This is a genomic window from Actinocorallia aurea, assembly GCF_054783995.1.
The window spans coordinates 107,591-134,370 of sequence record NZ_BAAGPQ010000013.1; the positions used below are offsets into that span (position 1 = coordinate 107,591).

General features: G+C 68.6%; 25 protein-coding genes, 1 tRNA gene, 1 pseudogene and 2 CRISPR repeat arrays. Of the genes and pseudogenes, 14 read left to right on the top strand and 13 right to left on the bottom strand.

The window, feature by feature from the left end; genetic code table 11:
• The first annotated feature begins 571 nt into the window (after positions 1-571).
• Positions 572-859, top strand: a complete 288-nt coding sequence (locus tag ACYVOM_RS17595) for a hypothetical protein (RefSeq protein WP_460304475.1) — start codon at positions 572-574, stop codon at positions 857-859.
• 99 nt (positions 860-958) lie between these two features.
• On the opposite strand, the gene ACYVOM_RS17600 is transcribed toward ACYVOM_RS17595, so the two are convergent.
• On the bottom strand, positions 959-1,555 hold the full coding sequence (locus tag ACYVOM_RS17600) for an NADPH-dependent FMN reductase (RefSeq protein ID WP_460304476.1): 597 nt from the start codon (positions 1,553-1,555) through the stop codon (positions 959-961).
• 99 nt (positions 1,556-1,654) lie between these two features.
• Positions 1,655-3,841 carry an MMPL family transporter gene (locus ACYVOM_RS17605; protein WP_460304477.1) on the bottom strand — a complete coding sequence of 729 codons (2,187 nt, stop codon included), beginning with the start codon at positions 3,839-3,841 and terminating at the stop codon, positions 1,655-1,657.
• Positions 3,842-3,971: 130 nt separating this feature from the next.
• Here ACYVOM_RS17605 and ACYVOM_RS17610 point away from each other — a divergent pair, with 130 nt between their 5' ends.
• Positions 3,972-4,592: a TetR/AcrR family transcriptional regulator gene (locus tag ACYVOM_RS17610; protein WP_460304478.1), complete on the top strand. Its 621-nt coding sequence runs from the start codon at positions 3,972-3,974 to the stop codon at positions 4,590-4,592.
• A 60-nt stretch (positions 4,593-4,652) separates the two neighbouring features.
• On the opposite strand, the gene ACYVOM_RS17615 is transcribed toward ACYVOM_RS17610, so the two are convergent.
• Entirely contained in the window at positions 4,653-6,044 is a 1,392-nt protein-coding gene (locus ACYVOM_RS17615; protein WP_460304479.1) for an alpha,alpha-trehalose-phosphate synthase (UDP-forming), read from the bottom strand.
• Between the two features lie 93 nt (positions 6,045-6,137).
• Here ACYVOM_RS17615 and ACYVOM_RS17620 point away from each other — a divergent pair, with 93 nt between their 5' ends.
• Positions 6,138-7,070 carry a Ppx/GppA family phosphatase gene (locus ACYVOM_RS17620; protein ID WP_460304480.1) on the top strand — a complete coding sequence of 311 codons (933 nt, stop codon included), beginning with the start codon at positions 6,138-6,140 and terminating at the stop codon, positions 7,068-7,070.
• Positions 7,071-7,180: 110 nt separating this feature from the next.
• Positions 7,181-7,254 (top strand) — tRNA-Pro (locus ACYVOM_RS17625).
• A gap of 1,703 nt (positions 7,255-8,957) precedes the next feature.
• On the opposite strand, the gene ACYVOM_RS17630 is transcribed toward ACYVOM_RS17625, so the two are convergent.
• Both ACYVOM_RS17630 and ACYVOM_RS17635 read right to left on the bottom strand, forming a co-directional pair.
• Complete coding sequence (locus ACYVOM_RS17630; protein ID WP_460304481.1) at positions 8,958-9,518, bottom strand: GNAT family N-acetyltransferase; 561 nt, start codon at positions 9,516-9,518, stop codon at positions 8,958-8,960.
• Positions 9,515-10,942 carry a helix-turn-helix domain-containing protein gene (locus ACYVOM_RS17635; protein ID WP_460304482.1) on the bottom strand — a complete coding sequence of 476 codons (1,428 nt, stop codon included), beginning with the start codon at positions 10,940-10,942 and terminating at the stop codon, positions 9,515-9,517. Before ACYVOM_RS17635 ends, ACYVOM_RS17630 begins: the two co-directional genes overlap by 4 nt.
• Before the next feature lie 246 nt (positions 10,943-11,188).
• On the opposite strand from ACYVOM_RS17635, the gene ACYVOM_RS17640 reads away from it, so the two are divergent.
• From ACYVOM_RS17640 to ACYVOM_RS17675, 8 genes and pseudogenes are all read left to right on the top strand, one after another.
• Positions 11,189-12,142: a glycosyltransferase family 2 protein gene (locus tag ACYVOM_RS17640; RefSeq protein ID WP_460304483.1), complete on the top strand. Its 954-nt coding sequence runs from the start codon at positions 11,189-11,191 to the stop codon at positions 12,140-12,142.
• Positions 12,139-13,362, top strand: coding sequence for a methionine adenosyltransferase (locus tag ACYVOM_RS17645; RefSeq protein WP_460304484.1), 1,224 nt, complete (start codon positions 12,139-12,141; stop codon positions 13,360-13,362). Before ACYVOM_RS17640 ends, ACYVOM_RS17645 begins: the two co-directional genes overlap by 4 nt.
• Positions 13,359-14,204, top strand: coding sequence for a sugar phosphate isomerase/epimerase family protein (locus ACYVOM_RS17650; protein WP_460304485.1), 846 nt, complete (start codon positions 13,359-13,361; stop codon positions 14,202-14,204). Before ACYVOM_RS17645 ends, ACYVOM_RS17650 begins: the two co-directional genes overlap by 4 nt.
• Positions 14,201-15,163, top strand: coding sequence for a Gfo/Idh/MocA family protein (locus ACYVOM_RS17655; RefSeq protein ID WP_460304486.1), 963 nt, complete (start codon positions 14,201-14,203; stop codon positions 15,161-15,163). Before ACYVOM_RS17650 ends, ACYVOM_RS17655 begins: the two co-directional genes overlap by 4 nt.
• The gene (locus ACYVOM_RS17660) at positions 15,156-15,989 is read left to right on the top strand and encodes an AAA family ATPase (RefSeq protein ID WP_460304487.1); all 834 of its coding nucleotides are present in this window, start codon (positions 15,156-15,158) and stop codon (positions 15,987-15,989) included. Before ACYVOM_RS17655 ends, ACYVOM_RS17660 begins: the two co-directional genes overlap by 8 nt.
• A gap of 62 nt (positions 15,990-16,051) precedes the next feature.
• A pseudogene (locus ACYVOM_RS17665) lies at positions 16,052-16,807 on the top strand (carbamoyltransferase N-terminal domain-containing protein); the annotation flags it as partial.
• A gap of 107 nt (positions 16,808-16,914) precedes the next feature.
• On the top strand, positions 16,915-17,589 hold the full coding sequence (locus ACYVOM_RS17670) for a carbamoyltransferase C-terminal domain-containing protein (protein ID WP_460304488.1): 675 nt from the start codon (positions 16,915-16,917) through the stop codon (positions 17,587-17,589).
• A gap of 5 nt (positions 17,590-17,594) precedes the next feature.
• Positions 17,595-18,056, top strand: coding sequence for an NUDIX hydrolase (locus ACYVOM_RS17675; RefSeq protein ID WP_460304489.1), 462 nt, complete (start codon positions 17,595-17,597; stop codon positions 18,054-18,056).
• Positions 18,057-18,341: 285 nt separating this feature from the next.
• Positions 18,342-19,164: a CRISPR direct-repeat array (repeat unit 29 nt; unit sequence GTTCGCTCCGCGCAGGCGGAGGTGGTCCG).
• A gap of 88 nt (positions 19,165-19,252) precedes the next feature.
• Positions 19,253-19,647: a CRISPR direct-repeat array (repeat unit 29 nt; unit sequence GTTCGCTCCGCGCAGGCGGAGGTGGTCCG).
• 282 nt (positions 19,648-19,929) lie between these two features.
• Here the strand turns inward: ACYVOM_RS17675 and ACYVOM_RS17680 are convergent.
• The 4 genes from ACYVOM_RS17680 to ACYVOM_RS17695 all read right to left on the bottom strand — a co-directional run bounded on the left by ACYVOM_RS17680 (position 19,930) and on the right by ACYVOM_RS17695 (position 23,350).
• Positions 19,930-21,261: a tyrosine-type recombinase/integrase gene (locus ACYVOM_RS17680; RefSeq protein WP_460304490.1), complete on the bottom strand. Its 1,332-nt coding sequence runs from the start codon at positions 21,259-21,261 to the stop codon at positions 19,930-19,932.
• A gap of 1,073 nt (positions 21,262-22,334) precedes the next feature.
• Positions 22,335-22,517, bottom strand: coding sequence for a hypothetical protein (locus ACYVOM_RS17685; protein WP_460304491.1), 183 nt, complete (start codon positions 22,515-22,517; stop codon positions 22,335-22,337).
• 116 nt (positions 22,518-22,633) lie between these two features.
• A complete protein-coding gene (locus tag ACYVOM_RS17690; protein ID WP_460304492.1) occupies positions 22,634-22,948 on the bottom strand; it encodes a hypothetical protein in 315 nt (104 codons plus the stop codon).
• A 78-nt stretch (positions 22,949-23,026) separates the two neighbouring features.
• Complete coding sequence (locus ACYVOM_RS17695; protein WP_460304527.1) at positions 23,027-23,350, bottom strand: GIY-YIG nuclease family protein; 324 nt, start codon at positions 23,348-23,350, stop codon at positions 23,027-23,029.
• On the opposite strand from ACYVOM_RS17695, the gene ACYVOM_RS17700 reads away from it, so the two are divergent.
• Entirely contained in the window at positions 23,339-23,533 is a 195-nt protein-coding gene (locus tag ACYVOM_RS17700; protein WP_460304493.1) for a hypothetical protein, read from the top strand. The genes ACYVOM_RS17695 and ACYVOM_RS17700 overlap by 12 nt on opposite strands.
• A gap of 908 nt (positions 23,534-24,441) precedes the next feature.
• Here the strand turns inward: ACYVOM_RS17700 and ACYVOM_RS17705 are convergent.
• The 4 genes from ACYVOM_RS17705 to ACYVOM_RS17720 all read right to left on the bottom strand — a co-directional run bounded on the left by ACYVOM_RS17705 (position 24,442) and on the right by ACYVOM_RS17720 (position 26,211).
• Entirely contained in the window at positions 24,442-24,699 is a 258-nt protein-coding gene (locus ACYVOM_RS17705; protein WP_460304494.1) for an SMI1/KNR4 family protein, read from the bottom strand.
• A gap of 174 nt (positions 24,700-24,873) precedes the next feature.
• Positions 24,874-25,161, bottom strand: a complete 288-nt coding sequence (locus ACYVOM_RS17710) for a DUF6881 domain-containing protein (RefSeq protein ID WP_460304495.1) — start codon at positions 25,159-25,161, stop codon at positions 24,874-24,876.
• Positions 25,161-25,550 (bottom strand): HYD1 signature containing ADP-ribosyltransferase family protein, encoded by a 390-nt coding sequence (locus tag ACYVOM_RS17715; RefSeq protein ID WP_460304496.1) that lies wholly within the window; start codon positions 25,548-25,550, stop codon positions 25,161-25,163. Before ACYVOM_RS17715 ends, ACYVOM_RS17710 begins: the two co-directional genes overlap by 1 nt.
• 154 nt (positions 25,551-25,704) lie before the next feature.
• A complete protein-coding gene (locus ACYVOM_RS17720; protein ID WP_460304497.1) occupies positions 25,705-26,211 on the bottom strand; it encodes a hypothetical protein in 507 nt (168 codons plus the stop codon).
• Between ACYVOM_RS17720 and ACYVOM_RS17725 the strand changes: the two genes are divergently transcribed.
• Positions 26,200-26,382, top strand: a complete 183-nt coding sequence (locus tag ACYVOM_RS17725; protein WP_460304498.1) for a hypothetical protein — start codon at positions 26,200-26,202, stop codon at positions 26,380-26,382. The two genes, ACYVOM_RS17720 and ACYVOM_RS17725, sit on opposite strands and share 12 nt — an antisense overlap.
• Positions 26,383-26,780 lie beyond the last annotated feature (398 nt).

Below are 26,780 nucleotides of genomic sequence, written 5' to 3' on the forward strand. Positions count from 1 at the left end.
GATCGAATCTCTGCGAAGACCCAATTTACCTTTGTCGATCCGATGAACGCGGACGCCGCCATCGCAGTTCCCCTGGGTATCTCCACTGCGCCGGAGCCGATCTCCGGCCATGGAATTGGACGTCCGATCCGTCGGACCCACCAGGGAGCGGTCTTTGGACTCTCGAAAAGCCCCGCCGCCGTCGTCGCCCAGGCGCCACCGGCAACTGGCCTACGGCATCGCCCTCGCCGCCACCGGCGTGCTCGCGGTCGCCTCGCTCGCCTCGGCCACCGCGGCGCGTGCGGAGACGACACACGGTGCGGTCATCCGCGTCGCCGATCCCGAACCGCGCGCGCTCGCGCCCGCCGGGCCCGGTGAGGAGGCGACCTCACAGACCGACCTTTCCCGGGACAGCTGGGCGCTTCCCTCCGCGAACACCGCCGACGAGGGGCCGTGCAAGAAGTGCCAGGGCCGGCCCGGCCCTCCGGGAGAGCAGGGGCCTCCCGGAGAGCAGGGGCCTCCCGGAGAACAAGGGCCTCCGGGGCCGGCCGGAGGGGGCTTCGGAATCGACTCCGAGTTCCACGGAAATGTGATGTTCACCGCGATCGTCACCGGCGACGGGGAGACCTACATCCGGGATCCGCGCGACCTCATGCAGACGGCGACCTGGCATGCCTTCTCGGAAATGCCTACTTATCCAGATAACGTCGTTGATGTCACGCTCTCGTCTAGGGTGCGGGATCTGCTGGAAGTGACCGTCCTCACCGAGAACGGCGGGGTCTGGCTGACCGCATGCAGGATCAATCCCGAGCCGGAGCCGCCCGACGAGTGGCCTGACAACTGCACGGCCTTCCAGAGCATCTCGCCGCCGAACGGCTGATTCCGCACTGCCGGAACTGCCCGGGAAGAGCCCGCCCAGCAGATGGGCGGGCTCTTCCCGCACATGGCGGGCCGATTCGATCGGCACGCGTCGCGGCGGTCAAGCGGGGTAGGGGGCGGCGGCCTTCGCGGACCTGAGCGCGCCGGCCCACCAGGCGAGCTGGGTGAGGAGGGTCTTGGCCGCGGCGTCGCAGGCGGCGGAGTCCTTGGGCCAGGTGCCGGACGGGTCCCAATGGGACCACGCCCCGTGGAAGCTGACGGTGTCGCGGACGGTCACGGCATGGAGCTCGGCGAAGACCGCGCGCAGGTGCTCGGTGGCGCGCAGGCCCCCGGACAGGCCGCCGTAGGAGACGACGCCGACGGGCTTGGCGTACCACTGCCTGCCGTGCCAGTCGATGAGGTTCTTCAGGGCGGCCGGGTAGCTGTGGTTGTACTCGGGTGTGACCACGACGAACGCGTCGGCCCTGTCCAGCCGGGCGGCCAGCGGCTCGCTGACCGCCCGCACCTCGGCCGGCGGATCCTCCCCGTGCGCCGGCCACGCCAGCGGCAGGTCGACCTGCGCCAGGTCGACCACGTCCACGTCGAACCCGCCGAACTCCGCGACCCGGCCGGTGAACCACTCGGCCACCGTCCCGCCCAGCCGCCCGCCCCGCACGCTCCCGACGATGACGACGAGACGCAGATCCTGCTCGCTCATGAGCGTCCTCCCTTTCCGGATGCCCCGAGGCTAGAACCTCAACCTTCCTCAAGGTCAACACGAGCGACGCGGCGAACAGGACCCATGGAGGCGACGAGGTCACACCGCCGCGGTCTCCCGAAGATCCCCCTTCTCGTCGGCGAGCGCGTCCAGGAAGTCCGCGCCCTCCATGTCGACGCGGGGGACGAAGCGATCCAGGGACTTGGGGAACCACCAGGCCGCCTCGCCGAACAGGACCATCGCGGCCGGGACCAGCGTCATCCTGACCACGAACGCGTCGAGCAGGACGCCGACGGCCAGGGCGAACCCGATCGGCTGCACGACCGGATCGTGCCCGAGGACGAAGCTGCCGAAGACCGACACCATGATGAGCGCCGCGGCGGTGACGACCCTGGCGCCGCCGCGCACCCCGGCGACGACGGCCTCGCGCGGGCCCAGGCCGCGCGCGTGCGCCTCCCTCATGCCGGAGACGAGGAACAGCTCGTAGTCCATCGCCAGTCCGAACAGCACACCGATCAGGAGGATGGGGACGAAACTGACGACCGGGCCGACCTTCGGGACGTCGATGAGGCCGTCGAGCCACCCCCACTGGTAGACCGCGACGACCGCGCCGAGGGAGGCCGCCATGCTGAGCAGGAAGCCGGCGACGGCCTTCAGCGGCACCAGCACCGAGCGGAACGCGACGGCCAGGAGCACGAACGCCACCCCGACGATCACCGCGACGAACGGCGGCAGCGCGCGGCCGAGCCGTTCGGAGATGTCGATGTTGGCGGCGGCGGTGCCCGTCACGTCGATCGAGGCACCCGTCTCGGCCCGCCACTCGCCGCGGCGGTCGCGGATCTCGTGCACGAGGTCGCGGGTGCCCTCCTCGTCCGGGCCGGTCCGCGGGACGACGGTGAGCAGGGCGGTCCGGGTCGGGCCGTCGGCTTCCGGGGGCAGGACGGCCGCGACGCCGTCGAGTGCGGCCAGGTCATGCGCGATCCGGGTGTGGGCCCGTTCGGGGTCGGCGGCTCGACCGGCGTCGGCGACGACGATGAGCGGCGCGGTGAAGCCCGGCCCGAAGGCGTCGCGTACCAGGTCGTAGGCCTCGCGGGCGTCCGTGTGCTCGGCCTGGGAGCCGCCGCCGGGCAGGCCGAGGCTCAGGCTCGCGAGCGGCGCCGCCGGCACGGCCAGCAGGGCGAGTCCCGCGCAGAGCGCGGCCACCGGGTGCCGCACGACGACCCCGGCCCACCGCTCGCCGAGCGTCGTGCCGGCGCGCGGCCGGACCGCCCGACGCCAGACCGGCAGCCGGTCGATCGACGACCCGACGCAGCCGAGCAGCGCGGGCAGCAGCGTGATCGCGACCAGGACCGCGACGGCCACCGCGCCCGACGCGGCGAGGCCCATGACCGTCAGGAAGGGCACTCCGGCGATCGCCAGCCCTCCGAGCGCGACGACCACCGTCAGCCCGGCGAAGACGACCGCGTTCCCCGCGGTCGCGACGGCACGGGCCGCCGCCTCGTCCTGTGCGAGCCCCTCGCCGAGGTTCCTTCGATACCGGGACACGAGGAAGAGGGCGTAGTCGATGCCCACCGCGAGCCCCACCATCAGCGCGAGCACGGGCGCGGTCGAGATGATCTCGAACCGGGCGGTGAGGGCGAACAGCGCGGCCAGCGCCACGCCGACGCCGACCAGCGCGCTGAGCAGCGGCAGCCCTGCCGCGACGAGGGAGCCCAGCGTGATGAGCAGGACGGCGCCCGCCACCAGGAGCCCGACGGACTCTCCCCCTTCGACCTTCGCGAACTCGGCATAGGCGTCGCCGCCGAAGGCGACGGTCAGGCCCGCCGCCTCCGCCGGTGCCGCCGCCTCCTTGACGGCCTCGCGCTGCGCGTCCTCGATCTCGTCCAGCGGTACCGCGAAGGAGACGAGGCCGAGCGCGACCCGCCCGTCCGGGGAGACCGCGCCGGTGGCGAAGGGATCGGGGGCCGCTGCCACGCCGTCGACCCGGCTGATCCGGGCGACGGCCTGGCCGACCGCCGTCTTGGCGCGCGCTGAGAGGATCCCGCCTTCGGCGTCTGCCGCGAAGACGACCTGGGCGGATCCGTGGCCCTGCTCGGGGAACGTGTCCTTGATCCGGTCGAGTGCGGCCTGGGCCTCGGTGCCAGGCACCGTGAACGCGTCGCCGGTCTTGCCGGCGAACGCCCCCGCGAGGGCGCCGGCGGCGACGAGGAGCGCGAGCCACAGCCCGAGGACGGCTTTGCGGCGGCGGAAGCAGAGACGTCCCAGGCGGTAGAGGTATGCGGCCATGAGGAACCTTCGAGGGGAGGGCTTCGGGGGCGCGGCCTACCGTATCCCCGACTTGGTCACTCGACCAAGTCGTTCGACCTAGTCGTTTGCCCACATCAGCGTGAGACCGCTCACCCGGTAGCCTTGGCCGATGGCCCACGTCCCCACCGCCGAGCGACGCCCGCAACTCGTCAGGGCGGCCATCGACCTGATGGCGCGGGAGGGCGTCGCCGCGGGGAGCACCCGCGCGATCGCCGCCGAACTCGGCGTCGCCCAGGGCACGGTGCACTACGCCTTCGGCACCAAGAAGGACCTCTACCGGGCGGTCATCCAGCAGCTCACCGCCGACCTCGTCGACCGGGTCCGCGCCGCCGCCCCCGGCCGCGGCCCCTTCGCCGACCAGGTCCGCGCCCTCGTCGCCGCCCTGTGGGACGGCGTTCTCGAAGACGACGCCTGCAACGCGCTCCTCGACGAGTTCCAGACCCTCGCCGCCCGCGACCCCGACCTCCAGGACATCGTCCAGGCCCACCAGCACGAGATCGAGGGCATCGCCGCCTCGATGCTCACCGACATCGCCGAAGCCGACGGCATCGCCCTCGCCCTCCCCGCCGGCGACGCCGCCGCCCTCTTCCTCTCCTCCTTCTTCGGCCTCCTCTCCCGCCACCGCCTCCTCACCCGCGCCGGCGAGGACCCCGCCCCCCAGACCCTCGCCCTCATCGACTCCCTGGTGACCGCCATCACCGCCCTCTGCCTGGGCGCGCCCTCGACCTGACCCCGGGCAGCGCGAAAGCGCCCGCGGCGCGAGCGGCGCGGGCGCTTGCGGCGGCGGCCGTTACGGCGCCGGAGTGGAGCTGCGCAGGCGGGCCAGGAATTCGGACGCCCAGCGGGAGACGTCGTTGTCGACGACGCGGCGGCGCATGGCGCGCATGCGCCGCTGGACGTCGCGGGCGTCGGCGCGGACGGCGTCCAGCAGGGCGCGCTTCAGGCCGTCGACGTCGTAGGGGTTGACGAGGTAGGCGCGGCGGAGCTCCGCGGCGGCTCCCGCGAACTCGCTCAGGACGAGCGCGCCCCGGAGGTCCTCATGGCAGGCCACGTACTCCTTGGCGACGAGGTTCATGCCGTCGCGCAGCGGCGTCACGACCATCACGTCGGCCGCGAGGTAGAGGGCGGCGAGCTCGTCCCGGCTGTAGCTGGTGTGCATGTAGTTGATCACCGGGTTGCCGAGCTGGCCGAACTCGCCGTTGACCCGCCCGACCTGGAGCTCGATCTCGTCCCGCAGGATCTGGTACTGCTCGACGCGCTCCCGGCTCGGCGTCGCGACCTGCACGAAGACCGCCTCGCCCGGCTTGAGCGCCCCGTCGGCCAGCAGCTCGCCGAACGCCTCAAGGCGCTGGGTGATGCCCTTGGTGTAGTCGAGGCGGTCCACGCCCAGCAGGACGCACCCCGGATCGCCCAGCTCCTTGCGGATCTGGACGGCCCGCTCCCTCACCTCGGGGCGGTGCACGAGATCGGTCAGCTCGTCGACGTCCACCGAGATCGGGAACGCCTCGGCGAGGACGTCGCGGCCGTCGACGTGCACGACGGTGCCGTGCACCCGGACGTCCAGAAGACGACGGGCCAGGCGGACGAAGTTGGCCGCCGCCGCAGGCAACTGGAAGCCGACGAGGTCGGCCCCGAGCAGGCCCTCGACGATCTCCTTACGCCAGGGGAGGCGGAAGAACAGCTCGGCGGGCGGGAACGGGATGTGCAGGAAGAACCCGATCCTCACGTCCGGCCTGAGTTCCCGGAGCATCTTCGGCACCAACTGAAGCTGATAATCCTGCACCCATACCAGCGCGCCTTCGTCCGCCACCTCAGCGGCCTTCTCGGCGAACCGCCTATTGACGCGCACATAGGCGTCCCAGGTGGTCCGGTGGAACTCGGGCGGGGCTATCGCGTCGTGGTAGAGGGGCCAAAGAGTCGCGTTGGAGAAGCCCTCGTAGTAGAGCTCGACGTCTTCCGCGGTCAAAGGAACGGGCACAAGACGCAGACCGTCCTCGGTGAACGCCTCGGCCTCCTCGTCGGCCGCGCCCGTCCAGCCGATCCACGCGCCGTCCCGCTCACGCATCAGGGGGGTGATCGCCGTCACCAGGCCGCCTGGGCTCCGGCGCCATCCGACCTCGCCCTCCGGTCCTACTACACGGTCCACGGGCAGGCGATTGGCGACGACGACGAAATCACTCACAAGATCGAACCTACCCAGATACCGGGAACGGTCCCACATCGAACACGTGACCGTCACCACGCGACACCTGCGGCGTCGGCTAACTTCAACTCCATGAGAATGGGCGTCCTCGACATCGGATCGAACACCGTGCACCTGCTCGTCATGGACGCACACCAGGGCGGCAGGCCGCTGCCCGCCTACTCCCACAAGGTCGAACTGCGCCTGGCCGAGCACCTCGACGGCGACCGCCTCTCCGACGAGGGGGCCAAGCGCCTGCACTCGTTCGTCAAGGAGTCGCTGCAGGTCGCCGAGGACAAGGGCGTGCAGGAGATCCACGCGTTCGCCACCTCCGCGATCCGGGAGGCGGTCAACGGTGAGGAGATCCTCACCTCGATCAGGACCGACCTCCAGACGGAGATCCAGGTCCTGTCCGGCAAGGACGAGGCCCGGCTGACGTTCCTCGCGGTCCGCCGCTGGTTCGGCTGGTCCTCCAACCGCCTCCAGGTCTTCGACATCGGCGGCGGCTCCCTGGAGATCGCCACGGGCATCGACGAGGAGCCCGACGCGGCGGTCTCGGTGCCGCTCGGCGCGGGCCGCCTCACCCGGGCCTGGCTGACCGCCGACCCGCCCGACCCCGAGCAGGTCAGGGCCCTGCGCAAACACGTCCGCGCCATGATCGCCGCGCAGGTCGGGCCGATCACCCGCTACGGCCTTCCCGACCACGCCGTCGCGACGTCCAAGACCTTCAAGCAGCTCGCCCGCATCGCGGGCGCCGCCCCGAGCGCCGAGGGCCCCTTCGTCCGGCGCATCCTCACCCGCGAGGCCGCCAAGGACTGGGCCGACCGCCTCACCCGCATGCCCATCGCCGACCGCCAGGCCCTCCCCGGCGTCTCCGACGCCCGCGCCCCCCAGCTCCTCGCCGGCGCGATCGTCGCCGACGCCGTCATGGACCTCTTCTCCATCCCCGCCCTCGAGATCTGCCCCTGGGCCCTCCGCGAAGGCGTCATCCTCCGCCGCCTCGACCTCCTCCCCCACACCCCCTGACCACCCGCTCCCTCCCCACCCCCGCCCAACCGATGTGCGCCCCCGCCCAACCTGCGCTACAGTTAACCCCGTCGCCAACACCGGGGAAACCCCCACGAAGACGACAAATCCGGGACGTAGCGCAGCTTGGTAGCGCACTTGACTGGGGGTCAAGGGGTCGCAGGTTCAAATCCTGTCGTCCCGACGGATAACCGCAGGTCGAAGGCCTCATCTCCCTACTGGGAAGATGGGGCCTTGATCATTTGACCGCCGTTTGACCGTGGCATCGGACCTGCCGACCACCCCCGACTGGTACCCACCCATCCCAGCCCCGACCAGCCAGTCCCCGGTCAACGCACCAACTCCGCCTGAAATGTTCAAACGAACCCGTCCGAGAACGCGTCAGGGCAGACCGGATACCGACGGGGATGATCAAGGCGTCAACGAACGTTCGGAGCTTCCAAGAGCGACAGGGGCGCTCAGCACACTCAGGCACTACATCTACGAGATACCGACCAGCCACACCTCTCCGACCCCAACCGGGGCCTCTTGGCTTTCAGAAGACCAAGATCGAGACATAACGTCGGCACCTTGGCCAATGCCAGCCCCGGCAGACCAGGACCGCCGCCGGCAAACGCCTCGCCAGCCCGCCCCAGCATCCGCCCACCCCGGCCCGCCGCGCTACGGTGGAGCACATGCCACGCCGCAACCAACTAGAATCTCAAAACAATAACGCCCCCATATAAGCCCAGGTCGCGAAGGGTTCGCTCCGCGCAGGCGGAGGTGGTCCGGCACGGCCGTAGTGGTCCCGGATGATCGTCGCGTTCGCTCCGCGCAGGCGGAGGTGGTCCGTACGCCGTGCCCTCCGCCCCGATGCTGACGCCGTTCGCTCTGCGCAGGCGGAGGTGGTCCGCTCTCAGCCTCCTGGAGGCCGAGAGTTTGATCGGGGAGCCACGGCCTTCATCGGCTGGGGTGAACTGGGTAGATACCGGGTGGGGCACCTGGCGTCGGAGTCTCAAGCCATGCACTTCCCGAGTGCTGCACATGATCGGACCGCGCCCGGTCCCGTCCATAGCGGGTTCCGGTTCAGGGCGTAAGTTGCCTTTATCTATCTCTTGCCCCGCGAAGCGGCCTGCCTGGTCCCAGCGGCAGGGTCCATGCTCTTCTGACCATGACGGGCACGGGGGCATTCGTCATCGCTGCGCGGCGCGGCGGGCAGCCTGTGCCGATCAGGGTGAAGGCGCGATGAGCTGCTTGGCGCATGTTCGAGGTATCGGCTCTGCCGATCAGGAGACGTACAGGCTGCCGAAAGGCTCAGGAGCCGCCGCTTCGTAAGCTGCTGAGCGGCGAAGGGCCGGCTGTCGGGCCAACGGGGACGCCACACAGCCCGGGGAGATCACCTGGCGCGCAACGGGCTTCGGGGTTCCGCCAGGGCCGATGGCGCTGCGGTCGGTGTTGGCGGGGGCGGCCGACCCGCACTCGAGGGTGTCCCCGGCCCATCGTCGCGGGTCGTCCGCTGCGATCCGAGTCGATCCGCTCGATCCGGATCGTTCCGCAGCGTACGGAGAACTGCTCTTGCCCTCAACGCCGGAACAGCGTTGAGGAGCTCTCATGGAAGGAAAGCCGGATGCTCGTTGAGCCCCGCGCACCGAAAGTCTCTCTGGGGCGCCTCACCGGGCAAGCCGTCGCCACTCGGGATGATGCCGGGCCGTTCCGCACGTATCCGCTCCGCGGAACGGTGCGGAACGACGCGGAACGCCATGCTCAAGCTCTCGGAGAGGCGCCGTCACTCGCCTATCCCGAGTTCCTCGAGCGGCTGTGCCTGCGACGAAGGCCGGCAGGCGATATCGGACCTGAGTTTGCATCCTGCCTCTGACCAGATCCGAGCCGGGCATGTGACCTTCCAGCTCAAGGCTCCTGGTCGTCGTTGCGGAGGGAAAGGATCAGGGCATCGAAGGTGGGGGCGTGGGGTAGGTCGGGGCGTAGGTGGCCGACGGGGTGCCAGCCCCAGCGGAGGTAGGCGGGGTAGGCGGGGTTGGTGGGGCGGACCAGGAGGGTTGCGCGTTGTTCGGGGCGGTGGCGTAGGAGTTCGTTGTGGAGGGCGTAAGCGATGCCGCGGCCGGTCCAGGCGCGGCGGACCATGATCTCGGAGAGGGCGAAGGTGCGGGTGCCGGTTTCGGTGGTGAAGCCCGGTTCGGGCTCGGCGTCCAGGCCGTTCCACCAGGCGGTGTCGGGTGGGAGCGGCCAGCCCCATGCCTGGCCGACGATGTGGCCGCCGACCAGGACGAAGACGAAATCGAAGTTCTCGCGGCTAGTGTAGGCGTCGAAGCGGCGCATGAACTCGGAGCCGGCGCGGAACGGGTCTGTCAGCGTCTCGGCGTAGGCGTCGGCGTGGACGTCCTGGACGATGTCGCGGCGGGCCCGGACTTGGGCGGCGGTGAGCCTTTGGAAGGTCAGGTCGGCGGTCATGCGGTCAGAGCCGGGAAGTCGCGTGCGGCGGCGTCGAATCGGGTCGCGAACTCCTCATCGTTCGAGGCGGACCTGAGCGGAGCGAGCGTGCGCAGTACCCGGGCTGAACCGATGGAGGCGCCGAGAGCCGTCAGGACTTGCGTTCCCTGGGAGACCGCGAGGGTGACGTCGCCTGCCGTGCAGAGCGCGCCCGCCAGGTACGCGCGGTAGACGGCTCGATCGCGGGGTGAGCGGTTGTCGTCCGACAGGACGTCGCGGTAGAGGGAGAGGGAGCGGTCTGGCTCATCAAGAGCTTCCGCGCCCAATGCCTCGTAGCCGGTGATCTCGGAATGGGTGACGAACCGGGTCCAGGGCAGGGGTTCACCGCGATCGTGTTCGAGGGCGCGCCGGGCTCTGCCGATGCATTTCTCGTGGGCCATGCGGTCGCCGAGGCGGGCGTGGACGAGGGCTTGACGGAGCGCGATGAGGGCGTGCAGGGACGACGGTGTCTCGTAGCGTGCGGCTTCGGCTGCGCGGTCGCCGAAGCGCAGGGCTTCGCGGGCGTACCCGCGTTTCCCGGTGGCGGCGGCCAGGTGACTGGCCTGCTGGGCGAGGTTGACCGCGGCGTGCACCTGGATGGAGGCGACACCGCTGGCTGCCGCGAGGTGGTCGGCCTTCTCGTACAGGGTGCGGGCCAGGTACTGGTCGTCTGAGTCGTAGGCAAGCCACCCGGCGAGGATCGCGAGGTCGGCGGTGACGGCCAAGAGCTCCTGTCCGACCTGCTCGGTATAGTCGCTGTCGTCGAGCATCGCGTAAGCGCGCCGGTAGGTCGCGATGGCCTCGCGTAGGACGCCGCTTCCCCCGGCGGTGGCGTCTGCGGTGCGCAGGCGGTTCAGGCAGGCGTGCAGATACCGCAGATGCCCTTGGTCGACGCGTGCGGGCGGGGGTAGCGCGGCGGCTAGCGCAGTGCCGAGGGCCGCTTGGCCGAAGTGCCGTCGATCCACGTTCTCGTCCGTTCCCCAGAACCTGCGGGCTTCGTCTTCATCCTGCCCGCAGTGACCGGGATCGGCACCTAGGACCAGCGGGATCAGCGCGGGGCGCGGCATGCCGAGCGCGTCTGCGATCCGCAGGATCTCGCCGATGTCGTAGGCGGTGCGCCGCTCCCCGCGTTCGACTTTCGTGACCACCGACTGAGACCAGCCGAGGATCTGGCCGAACTCCAGCTGGGACATCCCGCACGCGCTTCGGATCACGGCCACGACCGCTGCCATGTCCGCGCGTGCCAGCGCCCGCCGCAAGAGTTCGGAATCCCACAACCACTGCGGCGCGTGGCCGCGCGCGCGGGCGGCGGAGAGGCAGGGCCCGCACAGCGGATCGGGGTTGTAACGCGAGACCCGCGTGCGTCGGCACGTCGGGCACAGCCGCTCTTTCGCCGTCTCACTCATCCGCCGCCTCCGCGCGCGTCCCCGTCGGCCGCCGCGGCGGGTCCTGTGGTGATCAGCCCTGCCGACACCGTAACCGCAGTACGGCGATCTGTTAGGCCGATGTGGCCTAACGGTCGGTCACAGCGCTATGACGAAACGCTGTTGGTCGTGCGTCGGTCCACCGCGAGGCTCCTGGGAGAAGGAGGTGAGGCGGCGATGCCCGACGAACAACGGATGGCGCGATCCGACCGCCCTACGACGTCAGTGGTGGTCAGCGCACGCGGAGCGAGCCGCGAGCGCCTGCCGGATCTGCTGGAGGCACTCGGCGAGCAGACGTTCGCGTCGGAGCGCATGGAGGCAGTGATCGTGGACAACGACCCGCCCGGGCCCGTCCGGCGGGTGCAACGGCTCGTCAGCGGCCGCATCCGGCCGTTCCCGGTGCGGGTCGTGCGTGAGCCGCGCGCGGGCCTGAGCGCGGGCAAGAACCGCGGAATCGGTGCGGCGCGCGGCACTTATGTGGCCTTCATCGATCCCGACGTGATGCCCGATCCGCTGTGGCTTGAGGCCCTGACCGCCGCGATCACTGCCGAGGAGGTGTTCGCGGTCGGCGGCCGCACCACCGTGGAGTACCCGCAGGGCGCGCGCTTCGCCTCCCCGGTGCTCGCCGAATGCCACGGTGCCGTGAGCTGGCCGGCGGACCGGGCGGAGGCGCTGTGGCCGTTCTGGGTGACGGGCTGCAACCTCATCTTCCACCGGCAGACCGCGCTGGAGATCGGCCTGCTGCGCACCGATCTCGGGCGGCGCGGCCGGTGGATGGGCGACTGCGAGGACCTGGAGTTCCTCGACCGTGCCCGTCAGCGCGGCCTGCGGATCCTCATCGAGCCTGCGGCGCACGCCGTGCACCCGATCTACCGGTCGGAGACGACGCTCGCCTACTACCTGCGGCAGGGCATCGGCCACGGCGTCAGCCTCGCCCGCATGCACACCAGCGTCCACGTCGAGCCCGCCGCGATCCGAGCCGGCCTCGGCGATGTCCAGGACGCGCTCGGCCACCTGGTCGGCTCGTGGGCGTTCACCAGCCCGACCGACGCGGTGACCGGGCTGCGCGATCTCGCCCGCATCGCCGCCTACCGAGCCGAGATGGCCCGGCTCGTGCTGTCCGGTCAGCACCTGCTTCCTCCCCGACCCATGAACGATCCCGCGAAGGAGAACAAACGATGAAGGTCTCCGCCGTGACCGTCCCGAGCGCGCCCGGCCTGGAGCTGGTCGAGCGCAAGGGCGCCGGGCACCCCGACACCCTCGCCGACGGCGTCGCCGAGGCGGTCTCCCGCGCCTACAGCACCTACTGCCTGGAGCGCTTCGGCGCGATCCTGCACCACAACACCGACAAGACCGCCCTGCTCGGCGGTGCCGCAGAAGTGACCTTCGGAGTCGGCCGCCTCACCGCCCCGATCCAGGTGCTGGTCAACGGCCGCCTCACCCCCGCCCTCGGCGGCCACCGCATCCCCGTCGACGACCTCGTCGACGGCACCGTCCGCACCTTCCTCGGCGACGCGCTCCCGCTCCTGGACGTCGACCACGACATCGAGGTCCGGCGGCGCATCAGCACGGCTTCCAGCCCCGGTGCCGTGCACGGAGACACCGACCAGCAGGAGGCAGGCCGCCGCTTCTGGTTCGCGCCTCGCACCATCGACGACCTGGCCGAGCGACGCAGGATGTTCGCCAACGACACCAGCGCCGGGGTCGGATACGCCCCCTACGGCCCCGCCGAGCAACTCGCTTTGGCCGTCGAGCGGCACCTCACCTCCCCCGGCTTCCTGGCCGCCCACCCCTACTTCGGGACCGACGTCAAGCTGATGGTCGCCCGCAACGAGCAGGACATCTCCCTCACCTGCTGCGTGCCCCAAATCGCGGCCCACACCCCCGACCTGGACACCTACATCGCCCACCGTGACCTCGCCCGCCAGACCGTCCTCGCCCTGGCGCACGACATCGCGCCGGGCCACCGGATCACGGTGGCGGTCAACACCCGCGACGACGAGGCCCGGCGGGAGCTGTACCTGACGGCGACCGGGTCCAGCATCGAGTCCGGGGACGAGGGGGTCGTGGGCCGCGGCAACCGCGCTAACGGTCTCATCTCGATGTTCCGGCCGTGGAGCGCCGAGGGAGTCTCGGGCAAGAACCCCGTCTACCACGTCGGCAAGCTCTACAACCTCGCCGCCCAGCGCGCGGCCGAGCAACTGCACGTGCTCACCGGGCAGGAGTGGGCGGTAGCGCTCGTCTCCCAGTCCGGCCGCGACCTCGACGACCCCTGGCAGGTCCTCGGCCAGACCTCCGGTCCCGCAGACCCGCGCCTGGTCCGCCAGGTCGTCACCTCCGTCATGGCCGATCTGGACGCGCTGCGCACGGAGCTGCTGGCCGGGAAGCTGGCCACCGCATGAGCGCTCTCACGCCCTGCCTCAACGCCGCGACGCTGTCCGGCCTCGCTCTGCCCGACTTCCTCCTGGCCGCGGCCGCCGCGGGCTTCACCTCGGTCGAGATCCCCATCCAGCAGGTCCTCGCCCACGGCCCCGACCAGACCGCAAGCCTGCTGGGCGAACTCGGCCTGAGCGTGGCGGCTGCCTCCGGTCTCCTGCCCGCCGGGCCCGTCCTGCCGCACCCGATCCTCGTCGATTCCTTCTCCGAAGCGTTGGAACGCCTGGATGAGCGGCTGGCCGCGATGAGCACGATCGGCTGCCCGGTCGCCACGATCGTCGTCAATCCCCGCTCCCACCGAACCCGCGAGGACGCCCTGGCCACCGCCGCCACTCGGCTGCGCTCCCTTGCCCGGATCGCGGGCGAGCACGGCGTGGTGCTTGCTGCCGAAGCCGTCGGCGTTCAGCGCGGTCTGCCCGCCGACCTTGATGGCCCGAACCCAGTCCTGTCGACGTTGCCCGAACTCGCCGAGCTGCTGGAACGCGTGCCACGCGTCGAGGCGTGCGTCGACGCCTTCCACTGGGCCGCCACCGGCGCGGACCCCTCCGCAGTCGCCGGTCTGAGGATCGGCCACGTCCAGATCGCCGACGCGCCGGCTCTGCCGACCGACCGGTGGACCGACGAGGAACGGCTGTTCCCCGGCGACGGCCACCTGCCCTGGGCCGAGTTCGCCGAAGCCCTGGCCTTGGGCGGCTATGCCGGGCCGGTCTCAGTCGAGCTGTTCAACCCCGCCCTTCGGGCGCTGCCGGAGAACGAGATCTGCACCCGCGCCCTGCACGGGGCCCAGACCTGCTGGGAGGCATCGTGAAGCCCCACAAGATCGCCGTGGCGGGATGCGGCGCCGCCGCGTTCGGCCTTCACCTGCCCGCGCTGACCGCCTCGCCCGCCTGGACCGTCACCGCCGTCCTGGACCGCCAGAGCGAGCGCGCCACGGCCGCCGCCGATCGGTTCGGCGTCGGCACCGTCGCAGGAACGCTGCCGGAGCTGCTCGACGGTGCCGACATGCTCGCCGTCCTCACCGGGGTGCACCACGTCCTCATCGCCGAGGCGCTCGCCGCGGGCGTCCACGTCTTCACCGAGAAGCCGCTCACCCTCGACGCGACCCTCTCCGCGCGGCTCCGCCGTGAGGCCGAGCAGCACGGCCTGCTCCTGGAGGTCGGTGCCATGCGCATGCACGACCCCTCCCTCCACGACCTCAAAGCGACGATGCCGTCGGTGCGGGGCGGCTGGCTGGTCAAGGCCGACGGCGTCGACGCCACCGCCCGCTCTCGGATCCTTCCGGAAGGGTTCGCGCCCTACACCTTCGCCGACGACCCACCCCAGCCCGTCCCCGATGGACTCGCCCCGCACCAGGAAGCCGCGCTGAAGGTGCTGCTGTGGGAGGGCTACCACCAGCTCACCTCTCTCCTGACCGTCGTCGGCCCCGCTTACCCCGCGGCCTGTGCGATCGGTCCGGACCACGCCGTGCACGCCATCGTGACCGACGACCACGGCAGGCCCTACTCGATCGTCATCGCCCGGCCCGGCCCCGGCGTCTTCACCGACTCCTTCCACCTGATCGGCCCCGACGCCCCCGCCGACGTGCATTGGCCCGCCCCCTACAGCCCCGCGGGCGACGCCGATCCGTTCCCCGCAATGTGGGCCGCGGTCGCCGACGCGCTGTCGTCCGGCACGTCGACCGGCAGCGCCGCCCTCTCCGTCCAGGTCGAAAACCTCGCCCTCGGCCTCGCCCGGATCACCACGACCCTCGGGAGCATCCATGTCTGAACCCGTGATCGCCGCATTCGACGGGCCACCCGGCGCGGGGAAGACCTCCCTGATCGCCCAGCTCGCCACCACCTACCTGGACGCGGCGGTGTGGTTCTCAGAGCCCAACCGCCACTGCACCGCTCACGACGCCACGGGCCCGGACCTCTCGCGCTGGTTCCTGAAGCGCGAGGCCGATCAGGCCCGCCGCACCCGCGAACTCGCCGAAGACCCGGCTACCGGCCTCATCGTCTCCGACCGCAACCACCTCGGCGCCCTGGCCTACTGCTACGCCGCCGACCCCGGCGACGCCATGCCCTACGACGACGCCCTCGCCTTCTACATGCGGCACGTGCAGCCGCACCAGTCGGAGCGGCTGCGCACCATCGTGTTGCTGGTCAGCCCCCAAGTGAGCCTGGACCGGCGCGGCAACTCCGCCGAACGGGCCCACTGGGACCGGTGGTACGACCGCGGCCTGCTGGAGCGGCTGCACATCTTCTACCGCGACATCGCGCCAAGCCTGGGCCCCAACCGGCCGCTCGTCATCAACACCGACAACCTCACCACCGGCCAGGTCTACGCCCACATCTCCGCCCATCTGACCGCCGCGGGGCTTCCCTTCGCCCCGACCTGGCCGATGATGCCCGGCCGCCCCGTGCTCCACGAGACGGTCGCCGACGTCTACGCCGCGCTCGGGGGCTTGGACATCCTCGGCCACCCCGTCACGGACCTGCTGCCCTGGCGGGGCGGGCACGTCCAGATCTGCCAGCTCGGCACCCTCCATCGACCGCCGTCCGGCCCTGCCGGGCTGTGGAACCCGGCTGCGGCAACGGAGGTCTCCCGATGACCGCGGTGATCGGCATCAACCTTGGACACGACGGCGGAGCGGCCCTTCTCACCGAGGACACCATGATCGCCATCAGCGAAGAGCGGCTCAACCGCACCCGCTACAGCCCCGGCTGGGAGTCGGCCCTGCTGTACTGCCTGCGCACCGCCGGCCTCACCCTCGACAGCATCGACCTGGTCGCCGTCAGTGGCCTCGGCCACACCCTTCCCGATCCCGCCCGCGTCGGCCTGCACCACCTCGCGCAGCTCCCGGTCCTGCCCGTCGATCACCACCTCGCCCACGCCTACACCGCCTACTGCCTCGGGCCCGCCGCGGAGGCGACCGTCCTGGTCGTCGACGGTGCCGGGAACGGCGGCGACACCGAGACCTTCTACGCCGCGACCCCCGACGGGATCCAGCGGCTCGGCGGCAACCCACCCCATCGGGCGCGCGCCGCCGGGATCGGCGCCACTTACGAGGCCTTCACAAACTGGCTGGGCTGGCACGAGCAGGAGGCGGGCAAGACGATGGCACTCGCCGCGCTCGGCGACCCCAACGCCTACCCCGAGCCCCTTTTCGAGATCACCGGCACCGATGCGCGCGGTCGCCTGACCGCCACCCATGCCCGCGGCATCGCCGGACTCGCACATACGACCGGCTGGGACTTCGGCCCGCCAGGCAGCCGTGGCCGCCATCCGCGCGGGACCGACGCCGCCGCCTACCTGCAAGCCCAGACCGAAGCCGCTCTCTGCCTCCTGGCGACCAATATCGTCACCGCCACCGGGCTGCCCGACCTGTGCTTCGCCGGAGGCGTCGCCCTCAACTGCGTGGCCGCCGACCGGATCCGCCGCCTGCCCGCCGTCTCGTCCTACTTCGCCCCCCGCCTGCGAGCGACCGCGGTCAGGCCCTCGGCTGCGCTCTGTGGGCCTGGCACCACCTCACCGGCATGCTCCCCCGTCGACCCCTGTCCGCCGACTCCTTCGGCCGCCCCTACAGCGACGCCGAGATCGAGACCGCGCTCCGCCGGGACCCGCGCTCCGGTCTCGTGGAGCGCCGCCGCACCGGCTTCGTGTGGCGGCGGGAGACCGACATCGCCGTCACCGCCGCCCAGCTCATCGCCGACGGACGACTCGTCGGCTGGTTCCAGGGCGGCAGCGAACTCGGCCCGCGCGCCCTCGGCCAGCGCAGCATCCTCGCCGACCCCCGCGACCGCACAGCCGCCGACGCCCTCAACGCCCGCATCAAGCACCGCGAACCCTTCCGGCCCTTCGCGCCCGCCATCCTGGCCGACCAAGCCCAACACTGGTTCGACCTCGACGTCCCCTCGCCCTTCATGCTCCTCGCGCCCCCGGCCCTGCCCGACCGCCCCGGAGACATCTCCGGCGTCCTGCACACCGACGGCACCGCCCGCGTCCAGACCGTCGACCACGGCCAGGCCCTCGCCCCCGTCCTGACCGAACTGCACCAACTCACCGGCGTCCCGATCGTGCTCAACACCAGCTTCAACGACCGCGAACCGATCGTGGAAACCCCCGCACACGCCCTAGCGACCTTCCAGGACACCGACCTGGACGCGCTGTGCATCGGTCCCTACCTCGTAGAGAAGGCCGACCTACCATGAGAGCCATGACCACGCCGCCCATCCGAGAAGCCGCCCGCGCCATCCTCCTAGACCCCGACCACCGGGTCCTACTCCTGCGCTACGACGAGAACGGCGGCTTCTGGGCCACCCCCGGCGGCTCCCTCGACCCCGGCGAAACCCCCCAAGCGGCACTCACCCGCGAGCTCCACGAGGAACTCGGCATCACCGCTGTCAACCTCGGCCCCGAACTGGCGACCCGAACCAAGGACCACGCCGTCGGCGGCCACCTCGCACGCCAGGTCGAGACCTACTTCGCCGCACACATCGCTCTCGACCAGGTCCGCCCCGAGCAAGCCACCCGCCCCGACAACATCCAAGAACACCGCTGGTGGACCCTGACCGACATCACCAAGGCCGACCAAACGATCTATCCCGGACAACTCGGAGACATCGTCCGGGACTACCTGGAAACCGGACCACCCGCACACCCGGTCTCCCTGACCTGATCACCCAAAGCCAGGCCAATCTTCGCGTAGCGGACGCAGAGATCGTCCGCCCACCACACCCTGGAGATATCGCGCTCCGAAGGAGCGTCGGTCGCGAACACGAAGGGTCCGGACAGCCGTCCGGTGCGCTACCGGCTGAGGACGTCAGACATCGGCGCAGACAACGATCACTGAACGTCCACACCACTCCAAGCCCAACCACTACCGTCAGCCATATGACGGCTCTACACACTCTCCCAACATCTCAAATCGATAACCCCACCCTTTAGCCGCAGGTCGCGAAGGGTTCGCTCCGCGCAGGCGGAGGTGGTCCGTGGTCGGCCGCTGCGGCTGCGATCGCCAGAGTGTTCGCTCCGCGCAGGCGGAGGTGGTCCGGATGCATACGCCCCCGACCGGGTCGTAGCCGCGTTCGCTCCGCGCAGGCGGAGGTGGTCCGACGTTGCCCACCATCTTGACCTCCACCCCGGTGTTCGCTCCGCGCAGGCGGAGGTGGTCCGCACCGCATGCCGATGCTCGGCATGTTCGGCGGGTTCGCTCCGCGCAGGCGGAGGTGGTCCAGCTGACCGACGCCGTCCGGCCCTCGCTGACCGGTTCGCTCCGCGCAGGCGGAGGTGGTCCGCTCTCGGACTGGTCATTGGCGATCGCGCGTCCGTTCGCTCCGCGCAGGCGGAGGTGGTCCGCCGCCGGCCTGGCGACGACGAAGCACGCCGAGGTTCGCTCCGCGCAGGCGGAGGTGGTCCGGTCGGTGGCGTCGCGGAGGCGCTGCGACTGCTGTTCGCTCCGCGCAGGCGGAGGTGGTCCGTTGTTGTACGCCAGGTTGGTGCCGGTGTGCGGGTTCGCTCCGCGCAGGCGGAGGTGGTCCCCCATCTGACGGGGAGCACTCGCGGTGACTAGCGTTCGCTCCGCGCAGGCGGAGGTGGTCCGCGCACCGTAGTTCTCCGCATGGTCGGCGCCGAGTTCGCTCCGCGCAGGCGGAGGTGGTCCGAACTACCAGCAGGCCTTGGCCAATCTCCAGGAGTTCGCTCCGCGCAGGCGGAGGTGGTCCGGCCGCCGCGACCCTCCGGGCGAAGGCGTCATGGTTCGCTCCGCGCAGGCGGAGGTGGTCCGTGGCTGCTGCTCTGGGTGGTCATGTGGGGCTCGTTCGCTCCCAGTATCTCAAATCGATAACCCCGCCCTTTAGCCGCAGGTCGCGAAGGGTTCGCTCCGCGCAGGCGGAGGTGGTCCGCGGTAGCGGCGCGCGCCGCTTCCTCACGAAGCGTTCGCTCCGCGCAGGCGGAGGTGGTCCGGTCAGCCCGTACTACTCCGCGCCCGTGGTCGGGTTCGCTCCGCGCAGGCGGAGGTGGTCCGGTCAGCCCGTACTACTCCGCGCCCGTGGTCGGGTTCGCTCCGCGCAGGCGGAGGTGGTCCATGCTGATCACACAGGCCCCCCGGAGGTAAGTCGTTCGCTCCGCGCAGGCGGAGGTGGTCCGTCCCTGACGTAGACGCCGGTGTCGAGGCCGCCGTTCGCTCCGCGCAGGCGGAGGTGGTCCGGCGATCCACCGGTCGGTCTCCTTGCGGGCCCGGTTCGCTCCGCGCAGGCGGAGGTGGTCCGGGGCGACGCGTACGCACGATGCGCGAGTGTTCCGGCCCGCGCAGGTGTGGAAGTTAATCCGTTGATGCCTGCAGCGACGGCTTCCTGCACAAGCAGATCTCGGGGCCTTCGACCGGGCGAAGCCGTGGAGCCTGACCATGCTCGCGGCCTATCGGAGCGCGAGCATGGTCAGGCGTAGTCGAGGAAGTCATCTGAAAGGAGCGCGTCCGGCAGAGATGTCGGACGGCTGGCCGCGACTGTGTCTTGTTTGCCTCCCAGTGTTATCGAGAGGCAGTGTGAGGGCTACCTGGTACGGGAGCGGGTGCGGGCCAGGGCGTCTAGGGCGGTGTCGTCGGCGTCGGGGAGGGTGTGGAGATATTTCTCGGTGGTGGAGATGCTGCCGTGGCCTAGGCGTTCTTTGACGACTTGAAGGTCGGCGCCGCCGGCTAGGAGCCAGGAGGCGTGGGCGTGGCGGAGGTCCTGCATTCGGACTTTGAAGTCCAGGCCGGAGGTTTTGAGGGCGGGGCGCCAGATGTGGTCGCGGAACCAGCGGCGGGGGATGTGGCCGTCGGTGTCCCAGGTGCGGGGGTTGCGGGGGTGGTCTTTGCCGGTGCGTCGGCGTTGGGCGCGGTAGGTGGCGTAGGCGCCTCTGCAGTGGCGGCAGCGGCATTTTCCGGCGGAGTAGGCGCTGAGGGTGCCGTGTCGGTAGCTTCGGCCGGCGGCGTTCGGGTCCGTTAGGCCGAGGGGAGTCGTCTGGTCGGGAATCGTCTTCAAGGCCGGTGCTTCTTCCTGGTGGAGGAAGAGCAGGTCTTCGGGGCCCAGCTTCTTGCTCTCAACGTGGTGCTTGAGCTTGGCGGTCATGTGGGGGCTGAGTTTGAAGCGGCGGAACTCGCGGTCCTTCGGGTACTGCTTGACGAGGAAGCGCTTGCCCTGCGGGTGGTTCTTGGGGTTGAGCTCGACGACCGTTCGGCTCACGGTGACGATGCGGGTCGTCAGGTCGATGTCCTTGACTCGCAGTTCGGTGAGTTCGCCCCAGCGCATTCCGCTCTCGATTGCAGTTTCGGCGAGGAGGCGGGCATCGTCTGAGGAGAGGGCGACGTAGAGCTTGTCGAACTCCTCGGGGGCGACGATGCGCAGGGGCTTCTTCGGGACCGTCGGGGTCTTCACTCCCTTGCAGGGGTGGAGGACGGTGATCTGGTCGTTCAGGGCGGTGGTGAAGATGCCGCTGAGGATGGACTTGTTGAGGCGGATGACGGCGGGTGAGCAGCCGCGGTCGTGCTGGTCCTTCACCCAGGCGCGCACGTCGCTCGGCATGATCTCGATCATGCGCAGGGGGCCGAACCAGTCCATGATGTGCGCGTAGATCGAGTACGTGTAGCCCTCTCGGGTCGTGGCCTCCATGACGTGGTTCGGGAGCCACTCCTCTTCCACGTATCTTCGGAACCTCTGTCTCTTTCGGGCCGGATCGCCCGTGTGGCCCTCGGCCGCCTTGGCCTCCTCCTTCTGCCAGGCTTTGTCGGCTTCTTTCTTGGTGGCGAACGTTCCTGCGGACAGTTCCCTGCCGCGGAGGTCGGTGTAGTAGGCCGTGTACCTCGGCTTGCCGTTCTTGGCAGCACGCTTCCGGGAGAACCCCATGTCGCACCTCATGATCGTCTGACCGTCGTTTGACCGTGGACTGTGAGCGAGCGCCTGGCACCGACTGCTACGGACCAACAGATGATCAAGCGCTCTACCTGCAGTTTCTCCCAAAGTCGACGATTACTCAAGGTGAATGATGAACCACACCAAGCGACTGGGGGTCAAGGGGTCGCAGGTTCAAATCCTGTCGTCCCGACGGATATTCGCAGGTCAGGCGGGGTGCTTGCAACAGCAAGCATCCCGTCTGAGCTGTTTTCAGCGGTTTTCGTGGTCCCCAGCTCTAGTGCACCACCTTGACCCGGATCTCACCCAAGGCTCTGACCTGCGGTTCCGTGGTCTATTACGTGTCGTTTCTGGTCAAGTGCGGTCCACGGTCGTCTCCGGGGAAGGTGCCGCTGACCGTGCAGGCAGACAGTCGGACGTCCGGTGGCGCGTGCAACGCTATGCTCGCGGCCCAGGTTGGAGATGTTTGCCTCTCCGCGGAACCAGCACAGAACCATGTGACCGCCTGTCGGGACAGAGCCAGTGTCGGCTGCCTTTGGGGGTTTCGGCGACTCCGCCTCTCAGCCAATTCCTCATAGTGCAATCAACCACCCAATTTGCGGTCCTTTATGAGCCCGCGCTACCTCGCTGATGGCCTGCCGCACCTCTTCCCCGCGCTCGGTAAACCGCCACACGCCGAACGGCACCTGATACATCCCGTCGAACGGATACCGCCCCAGCGAGATACGGCTCCACTCGACGACCCCGAAAAGCCGCAGAACTCTACCACCTCCTCCGAGGAAATGGCCATACGATCCCTAGCCGGCTCGTCGGCTATACGCGCCTTCCCCTTGCACCTCCAGACCAGGCCATGAGGACGAGCATTCCTGGAACGAAGCTGCTCCGTTCAACGCACGTTACACCGCGACCGCCAGGCATTGAAATCTTTTTGTTGCTGAAATCAACGGCTTCGGGGCGGGGCCTGTGGGATTGGCGTTGGGTTTGCCGAGAGGTTCCGGGGCTCCGCCCTTGATGGGAAGTTTTCGGGTGAGGAGGGCTATGGCGCCGTAGGTGACGGTCTTGGTGATTCAGGAGTCGTAGTCGCCCTTGCGGCAGTCGCCGACGACGTCGGAGACGGTGTCGATGAGGACCTGGGCGTTAATTATGGGGTCGCCCATGGGGCCGACGAGGATGTTCTTGTCCAGGTCACCGCCGGACTTCCAGTTGCCGCCAGCGCACTTGAGGGTGTTGGCCGCCGGATCGGTGACCATCTGGTCGATGCCCTTGGCGCTGTTCTCACCGACCTTGAAACGCCGTGCCGAGATGCGATCATGCTGTAACGAGCAACCCTGATGAAACCACCGGAAAAGTAATCAACTTCACCACTTCAAATAGTGTCAAGATCCAACACGGTCGCAGATTCCTGCGCATGCTTATCATCAGGGCTCCCATATCGGAGCTCAATCGAGGCAGGCCTGTATGGAATTGATTTCAACTGATCCTTTGCGATACTAAAGAGCAGATCGGCGTCGGGGCCATAGAAATAAAGGGATACCTCTGCGTCCCCAAATTCATCACCATCGAATTCTCCCGCTCCGGCCTCTGCGAGAAGATCACCTATTCTCCTGGCCCTAGCCCGGACATTCCGACTCTCGTGAACTCCTCCGAACTGACCTCCACGCAGCGAATACGTCAAAATCATCGCATGCTCTTCCAAGGCACCCCTTACACAACGCACGGACAACGGCGGCCTACCCCGACCGTGCGGAGACCGACGACGCTACTCTAGCAGATCGAATATGGACAACTGGTCGCCAAATTTAGAGTTTATTGACGCACCCGGCGATTCAATCTTATTCGAAAGCTCCCAGCCGTTCCTTTCCAGACGCTTCTTGAGTAGATCCTCGGCAGCGAACATTTCATCATCCCCTCCGCAGACATGGATCTTCACGATGCATTTGGGCGAAGAGAGGCGCCCCTTCCCCATGTACTCTCGGATCCTTCGCGCGAAATTGTTCGTCTTACCCACATAAAGCTTCCCCTTATTCGCAAGATCGCGGAATAGGTAGATCCCCTGATTTTTATTGCAGTTATGGACAAGGATCGGGGCCTTGTCATCAGCAAGGACGTAGTAGGTGTGCGGCGTTCAGGACGTGTGCGCGGCTATTGCGGGCTGTCGTATGGCTTCGACCTGCCCCGTTTCCAGAAGGTGACGGTCCGAGTGCAGGCTTTGACGGCAACGGTGACGGCAACCCAGACGAGCGATCAGGACGAGCAGATGCCGTGAACGTGCCAGCGACGACCGCGACCAGGAGACCACCGCCTCGGAAGCGTCGGGACCCGGATCGCCAGGCGGCCAAGGCGCGCGCGAAGACGGGCGCGACCGGTTTGGGCAGGGAACCCTCGCGGGAGCCCTGATCGGGCCTCAGCGGGCAGGCCAGGAGCCCGCCCGATACGCCGGGCCAGCGTACGGGCTCCCGCCCCTGCCAAACCGATCGCTCAGCTCGCGAATCCGAACAAGCCCCAACCACCAGAACGTACGCAGAGTAACCAAGAGTCACATGGGCTGGCTGAAACTTTCTCTACAAGTATCAAGTAGCGCGCTGACGCGCGCGCGGGCTACGCCCGCCCGGGACGGGCACGCCTCCTGCCTCCGGCCCAGCAGCCCGCCCGGCAACAAGATCCAGAACATCGCCGGCGACGATTCGATCATGGCCAGTCGTAGCCTTCACGCCCGCACTCGGGCATGGTCAGCAAGGCTCGTCAGAGCCGTATCAAGACCTCGGTCTCGGCCCGCGGATCCTCAGAAAGAAACGATCAACCCGGCAGATGTGTTCAAGGAGCATCCGCCCAGCTCACAGCGTTTGTAGGAAACCTCCAAGCACCCTCTCGCCTTGACGGCAACGCTGACGGCAACGGGGGCGCACGCGGGCCACCAAGCAGGCCCGACCGAGGCCCCGCGGCTGGCCACGCTGCTCACGTCAGTTGCCGACTCTTAGCCCTTTTCGGGCAAAAAAGTCCAAGAAGTCGAGGGGTGAATATTCCACCTGTCCGGTTTCGTGGTCCCAAAAGTCAACTGTGTTTCCGCATGCACCATCAACGACCAAGAAACCCCACCAGTCCCCAGTGCCCACCGGGGATACGGCGACGAAGTTCTCAATTCTATATTCGCCGCTGTTAACCCCAATAAGATCTTCAGCACGTCCATCCGGGGACACCACTGGAAGCAGGTCGAGGAAGAGAAACTCCCCTCCCCCGTATCCCTCCCCCGTATCGCATCATGAATGTCTTGTATTTCTCCGGAAGCCTGACACCCAGCAGCGATTCGGCGCGCTGGATGTCAGGCTCAGATGCGAGCCAGCAGGCGAAGATGGTGATCTCTTCGGGGTAGCCAGATCCAGACCGCCCAGCACGGGTGGCCTGTGGCAACTCCTCGAACTCTCCGAACTCCACGGCTCGTCTCCATACCTCTGATCTGCTGATCTGAGCTGGCCAGTTATTAAGCAAAGCTCCCGGACCCCGAGATCCCCGGCCTTCCTCAAACCCCAAGAGGGTGGCTGGAGATAAGTCCCATCCACCCTCTCGAGGTCTATCGGCAGCCTGAGCTACGACTACCTGGCGCCCCTGCTACTCGAGGTCAGCGTGCGCGGCATCCCACTCGACCTCGAACTCGGCGCGGCTGATCTCGGACGGCGTGAACTCCGGTTCGTCCGCCAGGTCCACCAGACTCGGTGCCGGAATTTCACCGAGCATCGAGTTTCCGCTCGAGTTCTGAGAGTCAGCGAAGAACCTTCGCCCGTCCTTGAAAACTTCGACCTTGCGAACCTCATATCTATTCTCATCGAGTTCGCTGTAGAGCCAGGTTGGCTCATCAGTGAATTCGTGATGCCAGATGAGCTTCAGATAGCTAGTCATTAGTTCGTCCCGAATCTCAGGATTCTTTCTGTGATGTCCAGGGCGCTGTCGTTGGGGATCAGGAAGACGCCTGGACGATCGGGTGCTGTGACGAGCGGTAGACCGCGAACATCGATCTCGATGAAGTGGCTGAAGTTTCTGCCACCCCACGGCGTTCCGTAGAACGCTCTGGCCAACTGGCCCAGCGTCTTCGTACCAGGCGCGATATCCGAGAGATATTGCCCATCGCCGAGCTTAGCATCCTGAGGCTTGGCAGCCTTGGTGGAGGCCCAAAGCTCCTTACTATCGAGGATCTTGTTCATTTTGTCTTCGGTTGTGTAGTGGTAGAGCTTCTCCGGAGGGCAAGGTCCGGAGTTGTGGACAAGGACGGGGGTGTTGCCGGCGAGCACGTAGTAGGTGTGCGGCTGCGCCGATGTTCCGGTGGTTTATGGGTCGCGGCTCATGGCTTCTACCTGGTGGGTGTTCGGAGCGTGCCGGACTGGTCGCGGTTATTGACGGCAACGCTGACGGCAACAGGGGCGGACGAGGGCTCTGGGCTTGGTGTTACGGGCGGGCCGTTGCGTGGCGAGTGAGTCGGTCGCCGAGTTCGGTGGCAGTGGTGGCGTAGAGGGTGCCCCAGTCGGGGCGGGTAGCGTTCCAGCGGCCGGTGGTCTCGCGGGTGATGAGCCAGCCGGGGAAGCGGGCTTCGAGGTCGGCTTCGAGGGTCTGGGTGAGAGCGGTCAGGTCGATCACGCCGTCGCTAATCGCGGCGGTTGGGGTGAGCTCGTCGTCGACGGCTTCGCGGGCGGTGTCGAGCTGGTCGGCGGGGCAGATGGAGACTCCTCCGGCGTGGGTGAACCAAAGGCGCCTGTCGTTCGGGCGGGTCTGGCACCAGACCTCGGCGGCGCGGGCGCCCGGGCCGCCTTGGCGGTCGGCGGCGATGAGGTGGTACTCGCGGACCTGGACGACGTAGCCCTGGCCGTGCAGCAGGTGTCCGAGTTCTTCGAGGCCCAGGACTGGACTCGGCTGAAAGCCGCCCGCCAGGCCATCGGGCAGGCCATGCACGACCACCACGGACTCCTCATCGGCGCCACCCTCTACCGCCACCGGCAAGCCGGCATCGACATCGACGCCCAGATCGCCGAAGCCAAGGCCGAAGACGACCGAGCAGCCGCCGAACGCCGCGCCGAACGGGACCAGCCGAAGCGCAGGGACACCAAGAGCCAGAAACCGCCCGCCTGACGACGAGCTGGCTGAGACTTTCTCTACAAGTATCAAGAGCGCGCTCCGCTCGCCGCGGGCTACGCCCCGCCCGGGACGGGCAGCCTCCTGCCTCCGGCCCAGCAGCCCGCCCCGCGCCGAAGACCCGAATACCGGGCAGGCACCGAATCCTGGCGAGCATTGACAGGACCAACATGCCCGACCGACGACAGTTCGCATTTACCCAGCTCACGGACGTTGTAGGTTTCCTACAACAGGCCCTGCGGCTTGACGGCAACGCTGACGGCAACGGGGGCGTCCGACCACGACGGTTGAGCACTCACTGCGACCGGACGGGAGCTGAACGAAGGCCGCCTAACCTGACATACAGGAAGCCCTAAGGCCAAATCCTCAGGAACCCGAGCATAGCTCGCAGGACC

Coding starts and splice junctions, on each gene's coding strand:
- ACYVOM_RS17595 (WP_460304475.1), top strand. CDS start 572: ATGTTCACCGCGATCGTCACCGGCGACGGGGAGACCTACATCCGGGAT.
- ACYVOM_RS17600 (WP_460304476.1), bottom strand. CDS start 1,555: ATGAGCGAGCAGGATCTGCGTCTCGTCGTCATCGTCGGGAGCGTGCGG.
- ACYVOM_RS17605 (WP_460304477.1), bottom strand. CDS start 3,841: ATGGCCGCATACCTCTACCGCCTGGGACGTCTCTGCTTCCGCCGCCGC.
- ACYVOM_RS17610 (WP_460304478.1), top strand. CDS start 3,972: ATGGCCCACGTCCCCACCGCCGAGCGACGCCCGCAACTCGTCAGGGCG.
- ACYVOM_RS17620 (WP_460304480.1), top strand. CDS start 6,138: ATGAGAATGGGCGTCCTCGACATCGGATCGAACACCGTGCACCTGCTC.
- ACYVOM_RS17630 (WP_460304481.1), bottom strand. CDS start 9,518: ATGACCGCCGACCTGACCTTCCAAAGGCTCACCGCCGCCCAAGTCCGG.
- ACYVOM_RS17635 (WP_460304482.1), bottom strand. CDS start 10,942: ATGAGTGAGACGGCGAAAGAGCGGCTGTGCCCGACGTGCCGACGCACG.
- ACYVOM_RS17645 (WP_460304484.1), top strand. CDS start 12,139: ATGAAGGTCTCCGCCGTGACCGTCCCGAGCGCGCCCGGCCTGGAGCTG.
- ACYVOM_RS17650 (WP_460304485.1), top strand. CDS start 13,359: ATGAGCGCTCTCACGCCCTGCCTCAACGCCGCGACGCTGTCCGGCCTC.
- ACYVOM_RS17660 (WP_460304487.1), top strand. CDS start 15,156: ATGTCTGAACCCGTGATCGCCGCATTCGACGGGCCACCCGGCGCGGGG.
- ACYVOM_RS17670 (WP_460304488.1), top strand. CDS start 16,915: ATGCTCCCCCGTCGACCCCTGTCCGCCGACTCCTTCGGCCGCCCCTAC.
- ACYVOM_RS17675 (WP_460304489.1), top strand. CDS start 17,595: ATGACCACGCCGCCCATCCGAGAAGCCGCCCGCGCCATCCTCCTAGAC.
- ACYVOM_RS17680 (WP_460304490.1), bottom strand. CDS start 21,261: ATGGGGTTCTCCCGGAAGCGTGCTGCCAAGAACGGCAAGCCGAGGTAC.
- ACYVOM_RS17685 (WP_460304491.1), bottom strand. CDS start 22,517: ATGGTCACCGATCCGGCGGCCAACACCCTCAAGTGCGCTGGCGGCAAC.
- ACYVOM_RS17690 (WP_460304492.1), bottom strand. CDS start 22,948: ATGATTTTGACGTATTCGCTGCGTGGAGGTCAGTTCGGAGGAGTTCAC.
- ACYVOM_RS17700 (WP_460304493.1), top strand. CDS start 23,339: ATGGACAAGGATCGGGGCCTTGTCATCAGCAAGGACGTAGTAGGTGTG.
- ACYVOM_RS17710 (WP_460304495.1), bottom strand. CDS start 25,161: ATGACTAGCTATCTGAAGCTCATCTGGCATCACGAATTCACTGATGAG.
- ACYVOM_RS17725 (WP_460304498.1), top strand. CDS start 26,200: ATGCACGACCACCACGGACTCCTCATCGGCGCCACCCTCTACCGCCAC.